Here is a 20,160-nt window from a genome sequence, read left to right on the forward strand (position 1 = left end):
GCGCTGCACGCGGCCGGGCTGCTGGACGCCTGGCTGCACCCCGACCCCGGGACGGCGACGACCGCGCTGGCCGGCGACGACCTCGACGGCTACCTGCTGCCGCTGCCTCCGCACCAGCGGTCCACCGGGGCCACCCTCGCCGACGTGCTGGCCCCCGAGGAGCAAAACGACGTGCCCGCCGCGCGGATCACCGAGGTGCTCACCTCGGTGGCGCTTGCCGACGTGACCACCCCCGACGCCTCGCCGGTCACCATCGGCGTGGACGGCCGGTACGCCCAGGGCATCGCCGCCGGCCGGTTCGCCAAGACCTCCTGCGAGTACATCGGCGCGACCGCCCGGGCCACCCGCCGCGCCGCCCGGGTCACCGAGTGCGAGCGGCTGCTGGCCGTCATCGACACCGACCTCGACGCGGTGGACCGCGACCACGCGTCCGTCGAGGCGCTGCTGGCGGCGGTGGACACGACCGCCGCGCAACTGCCGGCACCCGCACCGGTCCACACGGCGCTGCGCGAGCTGGACCGGGCCGCCGCGACGCTGCGCGCCCGGCAGGAGGCCAGCGCGGCCGCCGCCGCCCGCCTCGACCAGGCCCTGGCCGAGCGGGCCGCCGCCGCGGCCGCGCTGCGCCGGAGCGCGGCAGAGCGGTCGCTGCCGGTCGACCGGCTCGACGACACCGCCGAAGCGGTGAGCCGCTTCGAGAAGGGCGGGGTACGCCTGGAGGGCGCACGGACAGCCGCCGCGCGTGCCGCCGAGCAGGAGGATCAGGCACGGCAGCGGCACGACGAGGCAGTCGACCGGCTCACCGCCGCGGCGGAGACCGCACGCACGGCCCGTGCACGGCACCAGGAGAAGGCGGAGGCGTACCGGACGTTGCGCGACAGCGTGGGCGCCGACGCGGAACGGGTGCTAACCGACGTCGCCCGGACCGCCGACGCGATCATCGAGGCGGAGCAGGCCGCCGAGCAGGCTCGCACCTCACTCGGTGCCGCCCGGGAGCGGCGGGTCGCCGCGCTGACCCGGGTGGAGCTGGGTGAGCAGGCCCTGGTTGCCGCCGTTACCGAGGCGCAGCACGACGCCCAGCGGCTGCGCCCGTACGCCCAGCCGGACCTGCTGGGCCTGCTGCGCTGCCCCACCGACCTGCGCTGGCCGGCGCAGACCCCGGACGACGCACTGCATCCGCAGGTGGCGGCCCTGCACGAGGCGATCCTCGCGGCCACCCGGGAGCTGAGCCCCACCGAGACATCGCTGAAGCAGAGCGCCACCCGGCTCACCACCGCGCTGACCGACCTGCAGGCGCAACTCCCCGCCGCCGGCCTCGACCATCGGCCCGAGTGGGACACCGACGACGGGGTGATCGTGGTCCGCGTCGCCGACGAGCAGGGCCTCACTCCCGTCGCCCACTTCGCCGACCGGATCGGCCGCGAGCGCCGCGACCAGGAGCAACTGCTGACCGACTCCGAGCAGCGGGTGCTGGAGGACGCCCTGCTCGGGCAACTCGCCCGGCAGATCCACCACCGCACCATCGAGGCCCGCGACCTGGTGACGGCGATGGACAGCCAGATGCGCGCCCGGCGGATGTCCTCGGGGCTCACCGTCGGCGTCGGCTGGCGGCTCGCCGACGACCTCGACGCCGAGCAACGCGACGTGTGCAAGCTCCTCGAACGCGACCCGGCCCGGCTCGGGCCGGCCCAGCTCACCACCATGCGCCGGCACTTCGCCGCCCGGATCAAGACGGCGCGGGCCGCCGCACCCGAACGGCCCTACCGGGAACTGCTCGGCGACGTGCTCGACTACCGGCAGTGGCGGACGTTCGCGTTCACCCTGCACCGGCCCGGTGGCGACACGGAGGCGCTGACCCGGGCCCGACACAGTCAGCTCTCCGGCGGCGAACAGTCGGTCTCCCTGCACCTGCCGTTGTTCGCCGCCGCCAACGCGCTCTTCGGCTCGGCGCGACCCGACGCCCCCCGGCTGCTCGGCCTCGACGAGGCGTTCGCCGGCGTGGACGACACCGGCCGGGGTGAGCTGATGGCGCTGGCGAAACAGTTCGACCTGGACCTGTTCATGACCGGCTACGACCTCTGGGCCACCCACCCGGCGGTCAGCGGCGCCGCCCACTACGACCTTTCGCATTCCGCCGTGGAACACGCCGTGTCCACCGTGCTGCTGGTCTGGGACGGCTCGACCAACATCGCCGACTTCGACGGAACCCTGGCCCGTGCGCTCGGCTCCCCGGAGACCCGCCGCGCCCCCGACGGTCGTGGGGAATCCGACCGTACCGGCGTCCTGCTCGACCTCGCCGACGAATGACCGACGGGCGCGGCGAACGGCCGTCGGACCGGTCCGCTGCACATCCGTCGCTCATGCCGGCCGGGCGGCATCGGCCGGACGGTCCGGCGGATCTCGTCGAACAGCCCGGCTGGCGGCGATTGCTGGCGGCCGCCCGGCGCAGCCTGGAGCGCACCGGTGGCCGGCTCGACACCACCGTGACGCTTTCCGCCCCCAACGACGACGAACGTCTCGTGATCATCGGCATCACCGGCACCCACCGCTCCACCGCAGCGGCCCGCCTCAGCATCCGACTCGGTGAGGTCGACGAGCACCTGCGCGCCGCGCACGGAGTCGGCCTGATCGAAGTGCTCACCACGACGGCCCCGCTGCGCAACCGACCGTCCGACCGCACACGCGAGGCGGTGGCCCGCGACGCCGTCCTCGCCGCGGCCCACGAGGGCCGGCACGCCGGCACCGCCTGGTACGCCGAATGGCTCGACGGCCTGCGCCGCGACGGCACCCTGACCCGGATCGTCCGCACCGGACTGCCATTCGGGGACGTGGTCCGCGTCCTGGACGCGCTGCCCGCGGCCGACGAACCGATACCGGTCTTCGCCGACCGGGTGCTGGACGACACGAAGGCCCTCGCCGAGGGGCCGCTGCGCGGGCTCGTCCTCCGTGCCGTCGCCGCCTGGCAGCAGGCGGCGCTCCCGGTCGACGGCGAGCAGGAACGGGCGTTGTGGGAATCGGTCGGTCTGGTCCCGGACGACCTCGCCAGCCAGGTGCTGGTGCTCAACGTACCGGCCACCGGCGGGCTGGTCGGGCGGTGGCTGACGGAGGCCGCGCAGGCGGGTGTGCCGATGCGGGTCACCCTGCACCAACTGCGCCTGGCACCGCTGGCCCTGACCTGCGGCGAAGTCTATGTCTGTGAGAACCCCGCCGTGCTGCGCGCGGCCACCACCGCGCTCGGGGCCCAGGCCCCACCGCTGATCTGCACCGAAGGGGTGCCGTCGGTGGCCGTTCACACGCTGCTGTGCGCCGCTCAGGGAGCGGTGATCCGGTGGCGCAACGACTTCGACTGGACCGGCGTACGACTGACGGCGGCGGCTCTCCAGCGGTATCCGGGCGCGGTCTCGTGGCGGATGACTGCGGCTGACTACCTGCCGGCGGCGGGCACCGGCACGGCCCTGCTCGGTACGCCCACCGAAACCCCCTGGGACCATTCGCTCGGCGAGTCGATGCGGCAGACCGGCCGAGCGGTGATGGAGGAGCGGCTGCTCGACCGGCTCATCGCCGACCTACACGCGGCCGGAGCCGGGTAACGGCTGGCAGGAGCTGAACAACTCGTTGGATGCCGCACGTCGAACGCCTCGGGCCCTCGTATCGAACACGGGTGTCGCCGTAACTCGAATGAGTGCCTCCTCGCAGATCGAACGTGGGCTGGTTGTGTCGACTGGTCATCGACGAGGTCCCATGCGCTCCGGAACTGCTGCTAGCTATTCGAGGCAGCCATCGACGAGGACCCGCATCCCGGCCGGATGACAGAGAAGCCAAGCGTGCTTGGCCTAGCGTAGTAGGCTGACGGGCATAGTCCGGTTCTCCGAGGATGAGCTGCAGGCGGTTGTCTCGAGGTACGAGGCGACGCGGGCGGCCGCGTTGACCGAGCGGGACGAGCAGCTACGCGCGTTTCACGCGGCCGGCTGGCGGCCGGTGGATCTGCAACGGGTCACTGGATACAGCCGGGAGACCATCCGTCAGGCACTACGACCGGAAGTCCGGCTGGCGACCAACATCAGCCGACGCAGGACGTCCCCCCAGCCGCCGGCGGACTACCGGCCCTACGGTGACCGGAAGCCCTACGTGGTGGCCGAAACCCTGGCCGCGCTGCACGGCCCAACCGACGGCACGGTGACGCTTCCGCGTCATCTCGACTGGTCCGGGCACGGCGAGTACGACCTGAACCGTCGGCAAGCGATCGCAGCAAGGCCGCGCTGCGACCGGCCTACGCAGGCAGAAAACGAGAGGCCGCCCGAAGCCCTGTCATACGCTCACACTCCGGCGCAGGACTGACGGGGCGCCTCCGTCATGGTCCGGGCCAGCGCCCGCAGCGACCGGGTGCCGGCCAGCGCGGGCAGCGCGGGCGGCATCCAGCCGGCTCGGCGCAGGAGGCGCTGCACGTGCGGGATACGGGCCACCCGGCCACCTACGGCGACGTAGTCGTCGTCGAGGCTGACCTCCGACAACGCGTGGTGGGCGCAGACCGCGGCGGCGAGCGCCCGCTCCCGCTCGTCTGGACGCCGGGGCTCCCCCTCTCGGCCGGTGCCGGCTCTGACCGGCGGCTGACGCCGCCAGGCGTCCGCCGAGGATGGATCGTCGGGCGGCTGGGCGCACACGACGAAGCGGCCCGGGCAGGCCAGCCCGCCAGCGTCGGACATCCGGTCGAGCAGATGTGCCCGCAGCGAGGCAGGGCTCACCGAGCCGGCCACGTACGCGATGAGCGGGGTGTCGTCCAGACCGGACGCCGGTGTGCCCGAACCGTCGCCGCCGGGCTCGGACACGTATGCCGCGATCGCGCCCGAGTGCTCGCACAGACAACGGGCGATCGCGTCGAGATCGAGCCCTGGCGCGGGGCCGACCGGGCCGGAGTACGCCTTGGCCAGCGCCTCGGCCAGGGGCCGGTCGTCGGAGGCCGAGGCGAGCAGGTCCAGCAGCGCCTCGACGCCGCGCAGCAGGGCCTCGACGCCGTCGGCATCCATGACCCTTGCGTCGGCGTTGAGCGCGAGCACGGCCGCGTCCTGGTACTCGTACACCCGGAAGTAGGCGTCCTCGCCGAGGTGGGACCAGTCCCGCGGCTCCGGGTTGCGGGTGTAGAGGGTGCGCCTGCCGCCGTGGGTGGCGGGCAGCCGGCTGAGGTAGTTGACGACGGCTCCGGTGTGGACGGCGGCGCCGCGCTCCCGGGCGATGTCCACGGCGAGCTCGACGATCTCGTCGTACGCCGCGCTGGCGTGGGCGCGGGCACGCTCGAACCGGCGTGCCCACTGACTGGCGGCCTGCCCGAAGGTGTCCTGCCCGGCCAGCTCGAGGTGCATCGGCACGGGCTGGAACAGGCAGGCCAGGATCTGCTGTTGCCAGTCGGCCTCCCGGTTGCCGGCGTAGTTGCGCACCGGCACGGTCCGGTGCCCGGTGTAGGCCGACAGCACCGCCACGAACGCGGTGCCGTAGACGTCGGAGGGCCACACCCGGCACCGGGCAGCCAGCTCCCGGGCTGCTGTGGCGGCCCGGGGCGAGGTCAGCGCGGCACTGTGCGAGCCCGGGCCGGGCCGACGCCGCCGGTGCGCGGTGAACAGATCCGGCGGCCCGGCGCGCAACTCGTCGGCCCAGTACGCGCGTCCGGCGCGGTGCTGCTCGCGGCCCTCCTCGGTCTCCTGCCAGCGGGCCAGCTCCACCGGGCGGCGGCCAGCGGTGGCCAGCTCCGGCATGGTACCGGTGAGGAACGCCCGGTGGATCGCCTCGAACTCCCGGCGCAGCAGCCCGAGGCTCCAGTCGTCGACAGCGATGTGGTGCGCCACGACCAGCAGCTGCCGCGGCACTCCGGCGGCGGTGACGACGCCGGCCCGCAGCGGCGTCTGGTGTTCGAGGTCGAACGGGTCCTGGGCCAACGCGGCGAACGCGCGTGCGGTACCGGCAGCTCCGGCCTCGTAGCGGGCGACGGTGAACGAGCCCGGAGGGTGGACTCGTTGCGCGACCCCGTTCAGACCGGTCAGCGGGAAGCTGGTGCGCAGCGATTGATGTCGGCTGACCAGGTGTTCCAGCGCCGCCTGGAGGCTGTCGACGCTGGACCCGGGTGGCGGGGCGTACCGCATGACGATATTGAACTCGCGGCGGGCCGCCACCGGCAGGCTATGGTGGCCCAACCAGATGTGGCGCTGGCTCCAGGTCAGCGGTGCGTCACCCACCACCGGGCTGCTGATCTCGGTCACTCAGCGCCTCCTGGCCTGGAGGCGCTGCTTGCGGCGGTCGGCGCGGGCCTGCCGGTCGGCGCCCGACTCGGCGTCCTCGGGCACGGCCGCTGGCTCCCGCGTGGCGTCGATGAGCGCGGCCAGCATGGCGACCGTCGGCGTCTGGAGGATGATGTTGGGCGCAAGGTGATCGAGCCTGAGCGAGGCCCGGACCTGCGCGATGGCGCTGACCCCGATCAGCGAGTTGCCGCCCAGCTCGAAGAAGTTGTCGTCGACGCCTATCTCGCGCAGCCCGAGCAGGTCCTGCCAGACCGTGCTGACGGCCTGCTCAGTCGGGGTGCGCGGCGCGACGTACGCGACGGACAGGTCCGGCCGCGGGTAGCGCATCGACTCGTCGCCGGCCGGACGGGACGCCTCGTGCAGATCCTCGAGGGTGAACCGCAGGCTCTGCGCGACGATCTGGGTGAAGTCCTGGGTGGACACCACCAGGTGCGGCTCGCCGCTGCGCAGGGCGTCGAGCATGGCACGGAAGCCCTGCTCCTGACCGATACCGAAGGCCGCCCGCTGCTGGATGAAGAACTCGCGCACCTCGGCGGCGTACCCGTCCAGACCCTCGGCCCAGGCGTTCCACACCCACTCACCCCACCCGACGGATACCACGCGGGTGCCGGGCAGCGGATCGGCGAACGCGCACGCGTCGAGGTAGGCGTTGGCGGCGCAGTAGTCGAGCTGGCCCGCGCCGCCGCCGGTCGTGGCGGTGATGGACGAGAACAACACCACGAAACCGACCTGCTCGCCGGCCAGCTCCCGCAGCAGCGCCTGGGTGCCGGCGACCTTCGGGGCCAGCACCTGGTCGATCCCGGCGACGGTCTTGAACTGAGTAAGGCCGGTGCCGGGGACACCCGCAGCGTGCAGCACGCCGTCGAGGCCGCCGTAACGCTCCTTGGCCAGGTCGATCGCGTGGCGCAGCACGGTGTGGTCGGCGACGTCACCGCTGACCACCGACACCCGCGCGCCGCGGCGCTCCAGGTCGAGCACGTCCTCGATACGGCGGCGCAGCCCGGCCGCGGCGGAGTCGTTGTTGAGCACCGCCGACCACATCGTCCGTGGCGGTAACGGGGTGCGCCCGAGCAGGACCAGCCGCGCCGCGTACTCGTCGGCCAGCCGCTGGGCCATGCCCATTCCGACCGCACCGAGCCCGCCGGTGATCAGGTAGACGCCGCCGTGACGCAGGCCGGGCACCGGCATGTCCTGCGCCGGACGCGGGGCGGGGTCGTAGGACGGCGTCCAGCGCCGGCCCTCCCGCAGCGCCACGACCCGGTCGGCAGGATCCGCCAGCAGCTCGTCAACGAGCGCCCGGATCGTGTCGCCGGTCGGCTGCCCGATGTCGACCAGGCGCGCGGCGGTGCCGGGATACTCCACCGGCAGCAGCCGGCACGCGCCCACCGCAGTAACCTGCTCGGGCCGCATCCGAGCGGCGTCGGCGGGCAGCACCCGCTGGGAGTCCGCCGTCACCACGTCGCACCGCCAGGCGACGCCGAGGTCGCCGTAGGCCTGCGCCAACCCGACGAGGGTGTGCAGGCCATTGCGCACCGCCGAGGCGGCCGGATCTTCGGCCGCCTCGGCCGGAGTGTCCAGTTGCCACAAGTGCACCACCCGGGTCGGCATACGCCCGGCCGCCTTGAGGGTGCTGAGCAGCGCGCGGGCGTCGTCGGGCACGCCGGGGCGGACAGTGAATTCGGCACCGTTCTCGGCGTACCGAGTCCCGGCCCGGACCAGCACGTACTCGGCGCCGAGCGGGTCGAGCCGAGCGGTGAGGGCGGCGGTGGCATCGGCGGCACCGGGCGCGGTGAGCACCAGCCAGACACCGTCGGCCGGCCCGGCCCGGCGTGGGGCGGTCTGCCGCCAGACGGGCAGGTAGAGCCAGTCCTCCTCGGGCAGCAGCGGCAGGGCCGCCAGCTCGTCCTTGAGCGACACCGGGGCGGCCCGGCTCGCGGCGGACTCGCCACGAGCCTCCAGCCAGAACTGCTGCCGCTCGAACGGGTAGGTCGGCAGCGGCACCCGGCCCGGCAGCACGGCCGCGTCGGGGCCGCCGGCCGCGCCGTCGCGCCCGTGGTAGGCCGCCCAGTCGATCCGCGCCCCGGCCAGCCAGATCCGGCCCAGCGCCTCGGCCAGCGTCTCGTCGTCCGCCCGCCCCTGGCCCGCAGCGGGTAGCGTCGGCACGATCAGAGCCCACCGGGCCTGATCGCAGGCCCGGTGGGCGCGTACCATCGCGCCCAGCGACTGGCCTGGTCCGATCTCGACGAACATCGCGTCCGGATCGCCCAGCGCGGTGGCGACCGCGTCGGCGAAACGGACCGTGCCGCACATGTGCGCGGCCCAGTACCCGGGGTCGGCGGCCAGCTCGGCCGTGACCGGCTCGCCCGTCACGTTCGACAGGTACGGCAGCGTAGGCGGGTGCAGCGTGATGTGCTCGGCGACCCAGGCGGTCAGCTCATCGCGCAGGCCGTCGAGCATACGCGAATGGAACGCCTGCGTCGTACCCAGGTCGCGGCACGCCATGCCGCGTCCGGTCAGCTCCCCAGCCAGCCGCTCGACCGCCACCCGCGCGCCCGCGACGACGACCTGGTCACCGTTGTCGGCGGCCAGGCAGAGACCATGATCGGACAGTTCGGGAAACAGCTCGCGCAACCGCGCCGCGTCGGCCGCGACGGCGAGCATCATGCCCGCCGGCCGGGCCGCGATCAGCCGTGCCCGGTGCACCACCAGCCGCAGCGCGTCCGGCAGGGACAGCACCCCCGACAGGCACGCGGCGACGTACTCGCCGACGCTGTAACCGATCATGTTGCCGGGGGTGACGCCCCAGCGCATCAACGTGCGGGCCAGGGCGTATCCGACGACGAACAGGGCAGGCTGGGCCACCTCGGTGCGGCGCAGCAGCGCGGCCGGCGAATCCTCGGCGGCAGCCACGGGTCGCAGCGCCCGCAGCGCCGCGTCGGGGTCGGCCGGGGCCGGGGCCGTGACCAGCAGCGCGCGGATGTCGTCGGCCAGCGGCCGGTCCAGCAGCGCGCAGCACTCCTCGACGTAGGCGCGGAACACCGGCTCGGTCTCGTACAGCCCCGCCACCATGCCCGGGAACTGCTCGCCGACACCGGCGATCAGAAACGTGACCGGACGGACCTGCCATGACTCGCGCCGGGTGCGGGCCGGGGCGGCCCCGGCGGCCCCGCCGCGTAGCAGGGCCGCCGCCTGCGCGGTCGACGTGGCAGTCAGCATCCGCCGGTGGTCGAAGACCCGACGCCCGGCCTGCAGCGTGAACGCCGTGTCGGCGAGGCGTGGGGCGCGGGCTTCCAGGTGCCGGGCCAGCCGGACGCAGGACTCCTCCAGCGCGGCCTCCGAACGTGCCGAGATCGGCAGCACATGATATCGGCGCGGGCCGGGCGGCCGCTCCGGGGCAGGCGGCGGCTCCTGCACCACGGCGTGCGCGTTGGTGCCGCCCATGCCCAGGTTGTTGACCCCGGCCAGGCGCGGGCGGTGTGGGTCGCGAGGCCAGGGCATCGGCTCGGCGCTGACCCGGAACGGGCTGCCCGCAAAGTCGATCTTCGGGTTGGGGACGCGGAAGTGCAGCGTCGGCGGAATCACCTCCTCCCGCAGCGCCAGGACCACCTTGATGAGGGCGGTGACACCGGAGGCCCGGTCCAGGTGGCCGACGTTGGTCTTCACCGAGCCGAGCACACAGCGCTGCCGGGACCCGACGTCCCCGAAGGCCTGGGTCAGCGCCGCCACTTCGATCGGGTCGCCGAGTTCGGTCGCTGTGCCGTGCGCCTCGACGTAGCCGATCTCGTCGGCGCCTACACCCGCGTGCCGCAGCGCCGCCGCGACCGCCGCGGCCTGCCCGGCCATGCTCGGCGCGGTGAACCCGAACTTCATCGAGCCGTCGTTGTTCACCGCCGACCCGCGGATCAGTGCCAGCACCGTGTCGCCGTCGGCCAGCGCCGCCCGGGCCGGCTTGAGCAGCACCACCGCCGCGCCGTCGCCGAACATGCTGCCGCGGCCGTCGGCGTCGAAGGTACGCACGTGCCCGTCTGGCGACTCCTGCCCGCCGGGCGCGTACAGGTGCCCCACCGTGTCCGGCACCCGCACCGACACCCCGCCCGCCAGCGCCAGCTCACACTCCCCCGCACGCAGCGCCTGGCTGGCCAGGTGCACCGCAACCAGCGAGGTCGAGCAGAACGTCTGCACCGCGACGCTCGGCCCAGTCAGATTGAGCTTGTACGACACCATCGTCGCCAGCGCGTCCTTGTCGTTGCCGGTCACCACCTCGAACGAACTGGCGTCGAGGTCCCGCGCGAACTGCCCGGCACGCTCCAACATGTAGGTGCTGATGTTCGCCCCGGCGTACACGCCGACCCGACCCCGGGTCTCCGGGTCGGGGTAGCCCGCGACCTCCAGTGCCTCCCAGGCGCACTCGAGGAACAGCCGCTGCTGCGGGTCGGCGATGGTGGCGTCGCGAGGGCTGAACCGAAAGAACGCGGCGTCGAACCCGGCCACGTCGTCGAGCACCGGCCGGGCCGGCACGTACGCCGGATCGTCGGCCTCGGCCGCGGTGACGCCTGCGGCCAGCAGATCCTCCCGGCTGAACCGGCGGATCGACTCGGTCCCCGAGGCGATGTTCGACCAGAACGTCTCCACGTCGGCGGCACCCGGGAACCGACCCGCCATACCGATGATCGCGATATCGCCGTCCCGGACGCGGCCGTCGCTGTCGATGACTGTCATGATGTCTCGGTCTCCTGGGTTCTCTGCCGGGTGACGGACGGGGCGGGCGGCTTCAGCGGGCGGGCGCGTCGGCCGTCGCGGGTTCGGGCAGCAGCACCCGCAGCTGCGGGGCGAGCTCCTGGTGCAGCACGGCGAACTCCTGGGCCAGAAACATGTCGCGGCCGGCACGGCGGCGGACCTTGCCGCTGGTGGTGCGGGGCACACCCGAGGCGACCAGGACCACGCCCGGGAAGGACACGTCGAAGGTCTCCACGATCGCCTGGCGAACCTGCGCGGCCAGCTCCTGCGCGGGCAGCCCGCGCAGCTGCGGCACGCTGACCTCCTGCACGATCACGACGTGCTCCGGTGCGGCGCCGACCCCGAACGCCGCCCCGATCCGGCCCCGAAGCGCAGGGTGTACCGACTCGGCGACCTGCTCGACGTCCTGCGGGTAGATGTTGCGGCCGTTGACGATGATGACGTCCTTGCGCCGCCCGGTGACGTACAACTCGCCGTCGCGCTGGAAGCCCAGGTCACCGGTACGCAGGAAGGGCCCCTCGCCGCCGGACGTGTACGCATGGAACGTCTCGCGGGTCTGCTCGGACCGGTTCCAATAGCCGTGGGCGATGCTGGCGCCGGCCACCCAGATCTCGCCCACCACACAGTCGTCCAGCACCTCCCGCGTCTGCGGGTCGACGATGCGGACCACCTGATCGACCGGAACGCCGCTGCCGACCAGCGCCGTGCCCGCACCGGGGGCGACGGGGACGATCTCGTGGCGGCCCAGCGCCTCCCGGTCCACCTCGAGGGTGACCGCTGCCCGCCCAGGCGGGGTCATCGTGCACACCAGCGTCGCCTCGGCCAGGCCGAACCCCGGCTTGACCGCGTCCGGCCGCAGCCCCGCCGCCGCGACACGCCGGGTGAAGTCGGCGACGGTCTGCGCACGCACCGGCTCGGCGCCGTTGACGCAGGCCCGCAGGGCGCGCAGATCCAGCTCACGCAGCTGCTCGTCGGTGACGCGGCGCAGGCACAGGTCGTAGGCGAAGTTCGGCGCGAAGGTGGTGGTGGCCCGGTGCCGGCTCATCGCCTGCAACCAGTGCACGGGCCGCTTGAGAAAGTGGGTAGGGGTCATCAGCACGCAGTCGCCGCCCACGAAGACCGGGGCGAGCAGCCCGCCCATCAGGCCCATGTCGTGGAAGTGCGGCAGCCAGCTGACCAGCACCATGGCGTCGTCCATGCCGACCGCCGCCGCCAACTCCGCCTCGTTGGCGAGCAGATTGCCGTGGGTGACCACCACGCCCCTGGGCTCGCTGGTGGAGCCCGACGTGTACTGCAGGAATGCGACGCTGTCCGGGCCGAGTCCGTCCGGCGCGCGCCATCCGGCGGCGTCGCCCAGCGGCGCCGTGTCGGTGGCGAGGCAGTCCAGCGCGTCGAAGCAACCGTTTTCGGCCAGCAGCTCGACAACCTGCGGGGCGCTCTGCTCGGCGGTGAGCACCAGCCGCACGTCCGCGTCGAGCATGATGCGGGAGACGCGCTCCATGCTGCGCCGGTCGCGGGGCAGCGGCGCGGGCACGGGGATCATCCCGGCGTACAGGCCGCCCAGGAACGCGGCCAGGAACTCGGTGCCGCCAGCGTAGACCAGCAGCACCCGGCTGCCCACCGGGAGCCGGGCGGCCAGGCCGCAGGCGACCTGCCGGGCCTGCTCGTCAAGCTCGCCGAAGCTGGTGCGCTCCTCGGCGACCCCGGTCGCGATCTCCCGGACGAACGTGTAGTGGCGCCGGTCGGCGTACCGTTCCAGCACCGCCCGGACATGGTGGACAAAGCTCGTGGACATCGGCGTCTCCTTCTCGACCGTCGGAACCGGACCGTCACAGGGCGTCGGTCGTCAGGGTGCGACGGGTCGCCTCCACGACCTCGTCTCCGTCGAGCACGACCTCCGCGGGCGTCGGGCGGCTCAGGAACCCCAGCAGGCTCGCGCTCGCGCCGTACGCGCCCACGTTGGGCACCGCGACCAGTTCCCCAACCGCCGGGACGGGCTGCGGCCGTGCGCGGCTGAGCACGTCCAGTGGGGTACACAGCGGCCCGACCACGGTCACCTGCACGGTCGGCCGGTCGTGGCAGCCCGGCCCGGACAGCGGCACGATGTCGGCCGCCGGCGGCAGGATGCGCCCCACGCCGGACATTCCCGACAGCACGTTGGTGCCCGCGTCGAGCACGACGTACGTGCTGTCGCGCACCGTCTTCACGTCCAGCACCGTGCACACCAGGCTGCCCGACTCGGCCACCAGGTAGCGCCCGGACTCGAACGCCGGCATCGGCACCCCCTCACGCCAACTGGGGAAGTGCTCATCGAGCGAGCCGGCCAGCGCCGCCCGCAGCCCGGGATAGTGGGCACGCCGGCCCTGCTGGGCGTACGGCGCGGCGAAGCCCCCGCCGAGGTCGAGCAGCCGCGCCGACAGCCCCGCCGCCGACAGCTCAGTCGCGGCCACCCTGATCGAGGTGCGAAGCTCCTCGATCAGGGTGTGCTCCTGAGCGATGTTGGTGGCCGAGAACAGGTGAAGTCCCCGGGGCCGCACCGCCGCGCCGTCCTTGACCAGCGGGCTGTTCGGGTGGAAGTCCTCGGTGCCGACGCCGAACTGGGTCGCCGCCCCGGCCATGCGCAGCCCCGCCCGGCCCCGCTGCGCGGGCGGGTTCAGCCGCACCAGCGTTTCGACCTGCGCGCCCAGCTCCTCCGCGACCTCGGTGACCCGGCCGTGGTCGGCCTCGGACTCCACCGAGAACGTCCGCACCCCGGCCCGGACCGCGTACGCGATCTCCGCACGGGTCTTGCCCGGCCCGGTGTAGAGGCAGTCCGCGGTCCGCGCGCCCACCTGTTCCACCACCGCCAGCTCCCCGACCGAGCTGATCTCGGCGTGATACCCCAGCCCGGCCAGCTCCGCCACCAGACGCGGATGCGGATTGGCCTTGAGCGAGTAGTAGAGCCGGCTCGGCTCGGGCAGGATCGCCCGCAGCTCCGCTGCCGCCGCGCGGACGTCGTCGAGCTGATAGACGTACAGGGGCGTGCCGTAGCGACCGGCGAGGGCGCGCAGCCGGTCCGCCGTCGCGTTCACCGTTCCTCCAGCAGGTCCAGCAGCCGGGTCCGGTCCACCTTGCCGTTGCCGGTGAGGGGCAGGTCGGGCAGGCACACGCAGCGGGCCGGCACCTTCGCCGGCTCCAGCCAGCCGCGCAGCCGCGCCAGCACGTCCCCGGGCTCGGCCTCGCCGACCACAACGAGGGTCAGGTCGCGAGGGCCGTCGGGTGGCAGCGCCACCGCCAGCCGCACGCCGGGTACGTCCAGCGCCGCGGATTCGATCTCGATGGTGCTGACCCGCACGTCACGGCGCTTGAAGATGGCGTCGCGGCGTCCGGTCAGGTGCAGGTGACCCTGCTTGTCGATGGTGCCGAAGTCACCGGTGAACAGCGCCAGGTCGCCGTCCGGGGTGCGCCGGTAGCGTTCGGCGGTGGCGTCCGGGCTGCGCCAGTACCCGTCCATCAGGTGCGGACCGCGCACCACGAACTGACCCGGCTGCCCAGGTCCGAGCTCGCGGCCGTCCTCGTCGACGACGGTGACGGTGGTGCCGTCCAGCGGGCGGCCGACCGAACCGCGGATCACCAGGTCGGCGTCGGGCTCCAGAATGGAGATGCGCTTGCACTCGGTCATTCCGTACATCAGCGCGATCGCGGCGCCGGGGAAAGCGCGGCGCAGCGCCGCGGCCTGCCCCTCCAGCAGCGCGGCGCCGGTGTTGGTGAACAGCCGGACCGAGGTGTCGCGGCGCCCGCGCCCGGCCAGTAACGACAGGCCCGTAGCGAGAGTGGGCACGATCGGCACCACGGTCGCCCGCCAGCTCTCCAGCCGTTGCAACAGTGCCGCGTCGGTGCCGGTGGTTAGCTGCAGTTCCGCCCCGACCGCGGCGCACAGCAGGATCTGGTAGAGACCGTAGTCGAAGGAGAGCGGGATGCGGCACAGCACCCGGTCGGCGGCGGTGTAGCCCAGCCGCCGCACGATCGCGTCGACGACGAACAGCACGGCGGAGTGGGAGCACATCACCCCCTTGGGCGCAGCGGTGCTGCCCGAGGTGTACAGGATGAACGCCAGCCGGCCCGCCCGCGGGAACCCGCCCGGACGACCGGAGGCGGCCTCCTCGATCATCAGGCTGGCCGGGCAGACCGGCACCGGCCCGGCCGACTCCGGCGTCACCGCCAGGGCGTCGACCATGAGCACGGGCTCCGCGTCGGCGAGGACCGCCTCCAGCGAGCGGCTGCCCGCCTGTGGCGAGATCGGGACCAGGATCGCACCGACCCGCGACGCCGCATACAGCAGCGCCACCAGCGGCCGAGCGTTGGGCAGCCGGGCCACCACCCGGTCGCCCGTCACCACGCCGCGCCCGGCCAGCCAGCACGCCAGGTGCAGACTGTGCTCGCGTAGCTGGGCGTAGGTCCACACGCCGTCGTCGTCGCGCACGGCTAGCGCCGCCGGCCGGGCGGCCGCAGCATCAAGCAGCTCGTGCACGGCCGCGGTGCCCGTGCCGGCGTCGGGTCGGGCCAGCAGCTCAGGCCGCATCGGCTCGCCTCGTCCCGATCAGGTTAGACACCGAGTCCCAGAGCGAGCCGACCGAGGCGAAGGTTTCCGCGACGAGCCAGTCGTCGGGGAACTCCACGTCGAACGCCGCCTCGATCTCGACCAGCGCCTGGATGATGCCGAGCGAGTCCAGACCGAGATCCGCCAGCAGCAGCGAGCGGTCCAGGGGGCCCTCATCGGCGTACATCAACAGCGGTCGCAGCACCTCGGCGTAGCGGTCGTACAGATCAGGGTCGTCCATCGCTTGCCCTCCATCGCGTTGATGTGCTTCGACGTCGTGCCCCTGCGGTGGCGTGCCCTGCGGTCGCCGGGCACATGGCCGCGGCCGCGACTTCTCCGGCGACGTCGACGGACCACGCCTTTCGCGCCGTCCACCGGCACAGGGCCCCGGGTCGGCGGCAGAATGGTCAGCTCCACAGCGTCAGCTCCTCGACGATCAGCGCGTGCACCCGGGGGGCCTGCTCCAGCACCGCGAAGTGGCCGCCGTGCAACGTGTGCAGGCGAAACCCCGCGTCGGTGCGGGCACCCCACGCGGCGACATCGGCGACGGAGGCGCGGGCGTCGTCGGTGGCGGCGAACGCCGTGATCGGCACGTCGAGCGGCGCGTGCGACCGGTAACGGTGGCTCTCGTTGACCGCGAAGTCGGCCCGCAGCACCGGCGCCATGAGCGCGAGCACCTGCCGATCCCGCAGCAGCTCCGGCGGGGTGCCGCCGAGCTGGTACAGCACGTCGGCGAGCTGGTCGAGGTCGGCCTCGGCCAGCGGGGGGAGGGTCTCCGGCAGCTGCGGAGCCCTGCGCCCGGACACGAACAGCCGCCCCGGCGGCGGGCAGCCCCGCGCGGTCAGCTCCCGGACCAGCTCGTACGCCAGCAGCGCGCCCAGGCTGTGGCCGAGCACCGCGTACGGGCGATCCAGCGCCGTCGCCACCTCGGCGACCAGATCCGCCACCAACTCCTCGCACCGCCGGTAGGGCTGCGCCCCCAGCCAGGTCTCCCGGCCGGGCAGCTGCACCGGCAGCACGCCGATCCAGCTCGGCAATCCCGCCCCCCAAGCCCGGTACGCCGAGGCGCCCGCCCCCGCGTGCGGCAGGCACAGCAGCAGCGTGCGGACCGGGGCGGCGGCCGGATACGGTAACCAACGGCTGGTCCTGACAGGTACGGACACCTCGCGTCTCCCGTCCGGTCAGTCCGTGAGCAGGCGGACGTAGGGCGGCACCGGCGGGATCTCTCCGAGGTCGGCCCGCAGCGTGACATGGGAGCCGTCGCGGTCGATCTCCCGGAACCCGGCGAACGCGTAGGCGATCTGCATCATCCGGTTGCGGCCGGTCTCGATCAGGTCGGCGTGCAGCGCGACACCGGCGTCGCGGGCCTGGCGCAGCAGGTGGTTGAGCACGATCGTGCCGACACCGCGCGACAACACCCGGCACGACATCAGCAGCAGGCGCAGGTGCCAGACAGCCGCCGAGGTCCGCTCGATGAGGACCAGCCCGATCTTGCCGTACGAGCCGAACCGGTCGTCGAGGGTAACGACATACAGCAGGTGGTCGTCCGAGCCGCGCAGCTTGTCGAGTTCGTCGTAGGAGTAGGTGCGGCCGGTCGAGTTGAGCTGGTTGGTGCGTACCGTCAGCTCCTCGGCCCGCTGCAGGTCATCGCGCGCGGCGCTCTCGATACGCACCACCAGCCCCAGCTGGGCCAGGAACTCCTCGCCGGTCCCGACGAAGTTTTCCTCCTCGTCGTCGCGGCTGATCTGGCTGCGGTACATCGCGCGCCGCTGGCGCGACTCCTCGGTGACGAACCGTGGCCGGAACTCCGCCGTCTCCAGCGCGGCGGCCAGGCCCGCCGGGTCCACGCCGATGACCTGCGGGCAGGCCGCAGCCACCTCGGCCCGCTCGAACTCCTGGTCGTCGACGAACGCCAGCGCGTCCAGCCCGATGTTGAGCTTCTTGGCGATCTGCTGCACCGAGTGGGACTTGGCGTTCCAGCCGATCTGCGGAAACAGGAACATCTCGGCCAGTCCGGCCTGCTCGACCTGCGCCCAGGCCGCATCGTGGTCGTTCTTGCTGGCGATCGAGTGCAGGATGCCGAGCCCGTCAAGGGCGTGGATCGCCGCGACGACCTCGGGCTTCACCGTCACCGCGCCGTCCTCCAGCAGTACCCCGTCCCACAGCGTGTGGTCGAGGTCCCAGACCACACACTTGACCCGGCCGTGGCGCTTCTCCTCGGCCAGTTCGTCACTCATGGAAGGCCTCCCTGTAAGCGTCGCTGGCGATCGTGATCCGCTGGATCTCGTTGCTGCCCTCGATGATTTCCATGACCTTGGCGTCCCGGTACAGCCGCTCGACGGGGTGACCAGGACCACAGCCCAGCGCACCGTGGATCTGCACGGCCTCGGCGGCGTGCCGGGCGGCAGCGACGGAGGCGAAGTACTTGGCGACCCAGGTCGCCATGAGCGTGGCCGCGTCGCCCCGGTCCTTCAGTCGCCCGGCCTCCTCGTAGAGCAGCCGCGCGGCCCGGGTGTCGGTGACCATGTCGGACAGCTTCGCCTGGATGAGCTGCAGGTCGCGCAGCCTGCCGGAGCTGACCTCCCGCTGCGCGGCATGGCGCGCGCTGGCGTCCAGGCAGGCCTGCAGGATGCCCACCGACCCGGCCGCGACGCTGTAGCGCCCCAGGTCCAGCACCCCGGTCATGACCATGCCGGCGGCGAAACCGTCCGGGCCGACCAGCGCGTCCGGACCGGCCACGGCACCGTCGAGGCGGACCTCGGCCAGCATGCTGCCGCGCGTGCCGAGCATGCCGTCGATCGGTGTCACGATCACGCCGGGGGTGCCGCGCGGCACCAGGAACGCGCCGATGCCGCTGCCGGTGCGGGCGAAGACGAGGAAGAGGTCGGCCCGCTGCCCACCGGTGATCCACTTTTTGTGCCCGTCGACGACCCAGCCCTGCGGCCCCCGAGTCGCCTGGGCGGTGAGGCCCGCCGCGTCGCTGCCAGCCCCCGGCTCGGACAGGCAGAACGCAGCCAGCACGGCACCGGTGGCCAGCCGCGGCAGCCAGTGCTCCCGCTGCTGCGGGCTGCCGAACCGCAGTACCGCCCAGGACACCATCCCATGCACGGTCAGCAGGCTCCGCACCGACGAGCACGCGCGGCCCACCTCCTCGTGGATGTGGCCCAGCGTGAGCATCGAGGCGCCCCGGCCGCCGTACTCGACCGGCAGGAACGGTGCCCACAGCCCCGCCGCGCCGATCCGGTCCAGGGTGTCCTGCGCAATGTGGCCCGCCTGGTCGAACCGGGCGGCCAGCGGTGCCACATGTTCCCGCGCGAAGCGCCGGGCCGCGGCCCGGTCCAGCGCCGGGGCGGGGTCGACGGCGTCGGACGCCGTCACCACCGAGGTCATCGCCCGCGCCTCCGTCAGACCGTCGCCGCCTGGCGGCGAACCAGCGCGGTGATCGCGTTGATGGTGCGGAAGTTGTCCATCCGCAGCTCCTCGGTGGGCACCGTGAACCCGAACGCCTTCTCGACGAACATGACCAACTCCATGGCGAACAGCGAGTTCACGAGGCCGAGCGAGAAGATGTCCTCGTCGTGGGCGAATTCCACCTGCGGGTAACGCTGGTGGATGAACGCGGCGATCGTCGCGGCGTCGTCGGTGGACATCAAGGTCCCTCCCTGTGGGTGTGGTCGGACGTGGGGACGTGCGGTCAGGCGGCGGGGCCGTATTCGTAGAAGCCGGAGCCGGACTTGCGGCCGTGCAGGCCCGCGTCCGTCATAGTCTTCAGCAGCGGGCACGGCCGGTACTTGCTGTCGTTGTAGTGCTCGTACAGCACCTCGACGCTGTAGAGGATGGTGTCGACGCCGATCAGGTCGGCGGTCTCCAGCGGCCCCATCGGGTGGCCGAAACAGCTGCGGAACACCTCGTCGACGGCCTCGGCGGTCGCGACCCCCTCGTACACCAGGAACGCGGCCTCGTTCACGGTCAGCATCAGCACCCGGTTGGAGATGAACCCGCAGGCGTCTTTCACGTCGACGGCCTTCTTGCCCATCGCGCTCAGCAGCTCGCGGGTACGCCGCACCGTCTCGGCCGAGGTGTGGTGGCCGGGGATCAGCTCCACCGCCGGCTTCATCGGCACCGGGTTCATGAAGTGCACACCGATGACCTGGTCGGGACGGTTCGTCACCGACGCGACCTTCGTGATCGGCAGTGCCGAGGTATTGACCACGAACACCGTCTCCGGCTTGCAGATCTTGTCCATCTCCCGATAGAGATCACGCTTGAGCTGCCAGTTCTCGGTGATGTTCTCGATCACGAAGTCGACGTCGGCCAGCACCGCCGGGCCCACCCCGGTGGTGATCGCGGCCAGCACCGCGGCCGGGTCGACGGCGGGTCCGCCCAGCAGGCGGCTCATCCGCGCCTGCGTCTCGATCTTTTGCAGAGCCGTGTCGAGGATCTGCTGGTCCTTGTCGACGAGCACCACCTGGTGCCCGGTCTGGGCCAGGTTCTGGGCGATGCCGACGCCCATCACGCCGGCCCCCGCCACACCGATCACGCTCATGGTCAGGCTTCTCC

At 72.8% G+C, this 20,160-nt stretch carries 13 protein-coding genes and 1 pseudogene; 3 read left to right on the top strand and 11 right to left on the bottom strand.

Features of this window, described 5'->3' with window-relative positions; genetic code table 11:
* The 3 genes and pseudogenes from E1258_RS09780 to E1258_RS09790 form a co-directional block, all read left to right on the top strand.
* A partial coding sequence (locus E1258_RS09780; RefSeq protein WP_305847268.1) for an SbcC/MukB-like Walker B domain-containing protein occupies nt 1–2,304 on the top strand: 2,304 nt, incomplete at its 5' end.
* Nucleotides 2,305–2,357: 53 nt separating this feature from the next.
* Complete coding sequence (locus E1258_RS09785; RefSeq protein WP_243715307.1) at nt 2,358–3,587, top strand: TIGR02679 family protein; 1,230 nt, start codon at nt 2,358–2,360, stop codon at nt 3,585–3,587.
* A 265-nt stretch (nt 3,588–3,852) separates the two neighbouring features.
* A pseudogene (locus E1258_RS09790) lies at nt 3,853–4,248 on the top strand (hypothetical protein); the annotation flags it as partial.
* A 65-nt stretch (nt 4,249–4,313) separates the two neighbouring features.
* On the opposite strand, the gene E1258_RS09795 reads toward E1258_RS09790, so the two are convergent.
* The 11 genes from E1258_RS09795 to E1258_RS09845 form a co-directional block, all read right to left on the bottom strand.
* On the bottom strand, nt 4,314–6,245 hold the full coding sequence (locus E1258_RS09795) for a condensation domain-containing protein (RefSeq protein ID WP_132398892.1): 1,932 nt from the start codon (nt 6,243–6,245) through the stop codon (nt 4,314–4,316).
* Nucleotides 6,246–11,003 (bottom strand): type I polyketide synthase, encoded by a 4,758-nt coding sequence (locus E1258_RS09800; RefSeq protein WP_132398894.1) that lies wholly within the window; start codon nt 11,001–11,003, stop codon nt 6,246–6,248. It abuts the gene before it with no gap.
* Between the two features lie 52 nt (nt 11,004–11,055).
* Nucleotides 11,056–12,816 carry a fatty acyl-AMP ligase gene (locus E1258_RS09805; protein WP_132398896.1) on the bottom strand — a complete coding sequence of 587 codons (1,761 nt, stop codon included), beginning with the start codon at nt 12,814–12,816 and terminating at the stop codon, nt 11,056–11,058.
* A gap of 34 nt (nt 12,817–12,850) precedes the next feature.
* Complete coding sequence (locus tag E1258_RS09810) at nt 12,851–14,092, bottom strand: type III PLP-dependent enzyme (protein ID WP_207919491.1); 1,242 nt, start codon at nt 14,090–14,092, stop codon at nt 12,851–12,853.
* Nucleotides 14,089–15,582 carry a class I adenylate-forming enzyme family protein gene (locus E1258_RS09815; RefSeq protein WP_132398898.1) on the bottom strand — a complete coding sequence of 498 codons (1,494 nt, stop codon included), beginning with the start codon at nt 15,580–15,582 and terminating at the stop codon, nt 14,089–14,091. Before E1258_RS09815 ends, E1258_RS09810 begins: the two co-directional genes overlap by 4 nt.
* Nucleotides 15,572–15,841, bottom strand: coding sequence for a phosphopantetheine-binding protein (locus E1258_RS09820; protein WP_132398900.1), 270 nt, complete (start codon nt 15,839–15,841; stop codon nt 15,572–15,574). Before E1258_RS09820 ends, E1258_RS09815 begins: the two co-directional genes overlap by 11 nt.
* A 166-nt stretch (nt 15,842–16,007) precedes the next feature.
* Nucleotides 16,008–16,763, bottom strand: a complete 756-nt coding sequence (locus E1258_RS09825; protein WP_132398902.1) for a thioesterase II family protein — start codon at nt 16,761–16,763, stop codon at nt 16,008–16,010.
* A gap of 18 nt (nt 16,764–16,781) precedes the next feature.
* Nucleotides 16,782–17,837: an HAD family hydrolase gene (locus tag E1258_RS09830; protein WP_132398904.1), complete on the bottom strand. Its 1,056-nt coding sequence runs from the start codon at nt 17,835–17,837 to the stop codon at nt 16,782–16,784.
* Entirely contained in the window at nt 17,830–18,990 is a 1,161-nt protein-coding gene (locus E1258_RS09835) for an acyl-CoA dehydrogenase family protein (protein WP_132398906.1), read from the bottom strand. Before E1258_RS09835 ends, E1258_RS09830 begins: the two co-directional genes overlap by 8 nt.
* 14 nt (nt 18,991–19,004) lie before the next feature.
* On the bottom strand, nt 19,005–19,250 hold the full coding sequence (locus E1258_RS09840; protein ID WP_132398908.1) for an acyl carrier protein: 246 nt from the start codon (nt 19,248–19,250) through the stop codon (nt 19,005–19,007).
* 44 nt (nt 19,251–19,294) lie between these two features.
* Entirely contained in the window at nt 19,295–20,146 is an 852-nt protein-coding gene (locus E1258_RS09845) for a 3-hydroxyacyl-CoA dehydrogenase family protein (RefSeq protein WP_132398910.1), read from the bottom strand.
* Between the last annotated feature and the right edge of the window lie 14 nt (nt 20,147–20,160).

The sequence above is a fragment of the Micromonospora sp. KC207 genome, assembly GCF_004348615.1.
Lineage (GTDB): Bacteria > Actinomycetota > Actinomycetes > Mycobacteriales > Micromonosporaceae > Micromonospora.

Bases quoted from the DNA above. Each gene is read 5' to 3' on its own strand.
- E1258_RS09800 (WP_132398894.1), bottom strand. From the start codon at position 11,003: ATGACAGTCATCGACAGCGACGGCCGCGTCCGGGACGGCGATATCGCG.
- E1258_RS09835 (WP_132398906.1), bottom strand. From the start codon at position 18,990: ATGACCTCGGTGGTGACGGCGTCCGACGCCGTCGACCCCGCCCCGGCG.
- E1258_RS09820 (WP_132398900.1), bottom strand. From the start codon at position 15,841: ATGGACGACCCTGATCTGTACGACCGCTACGCCGAGGTGCTGCGACCG.
- E1258_RS09840 (WP_132398908.1), bottom strand. From the start codon at position 19,250: ATGTCCACCGACGACGCCGCGACGATCGCCGCGTTCATCCACCAGCGT.
- E1258_RS09830 (WP_132398904.1), bottom strand. From the start codon at position 17,837: ATGAGTGACGAACTGGCCGAGGAGAAGCGCCACGGCCGGGTCAAGTGT.
- E1258_RS09815 (WP_132398898.1), bottom strand. From the start codon at position 15,582: ATGCGGCCTGAGCTGCTGGCCCGACCCGACGCCGGCACGGGCACCGCG.
- E1258_RS09845 (WP_132398910.1), bottom strand. From the start codon at position 20,146: ATGAGCGTGATCGGTGTGGCGGGGGCCGGCGTGATGGGCGTCGGCATC.
- E1258_RS09785 (WP_243715307.1), top strand. From the start codon at position 2,358: ATGCCGGCCGGGCGGCATCGGCCGGACGGTCCGGCGGATCTCGTCGAA.
- E1258_RS09805 (WP_132398896.1), bottom strand. From the start codon at position 12,816: ATGTCCACGAGCTTTGTCCACCATGTCCGGGCGGTGCTGGAACGGTAC.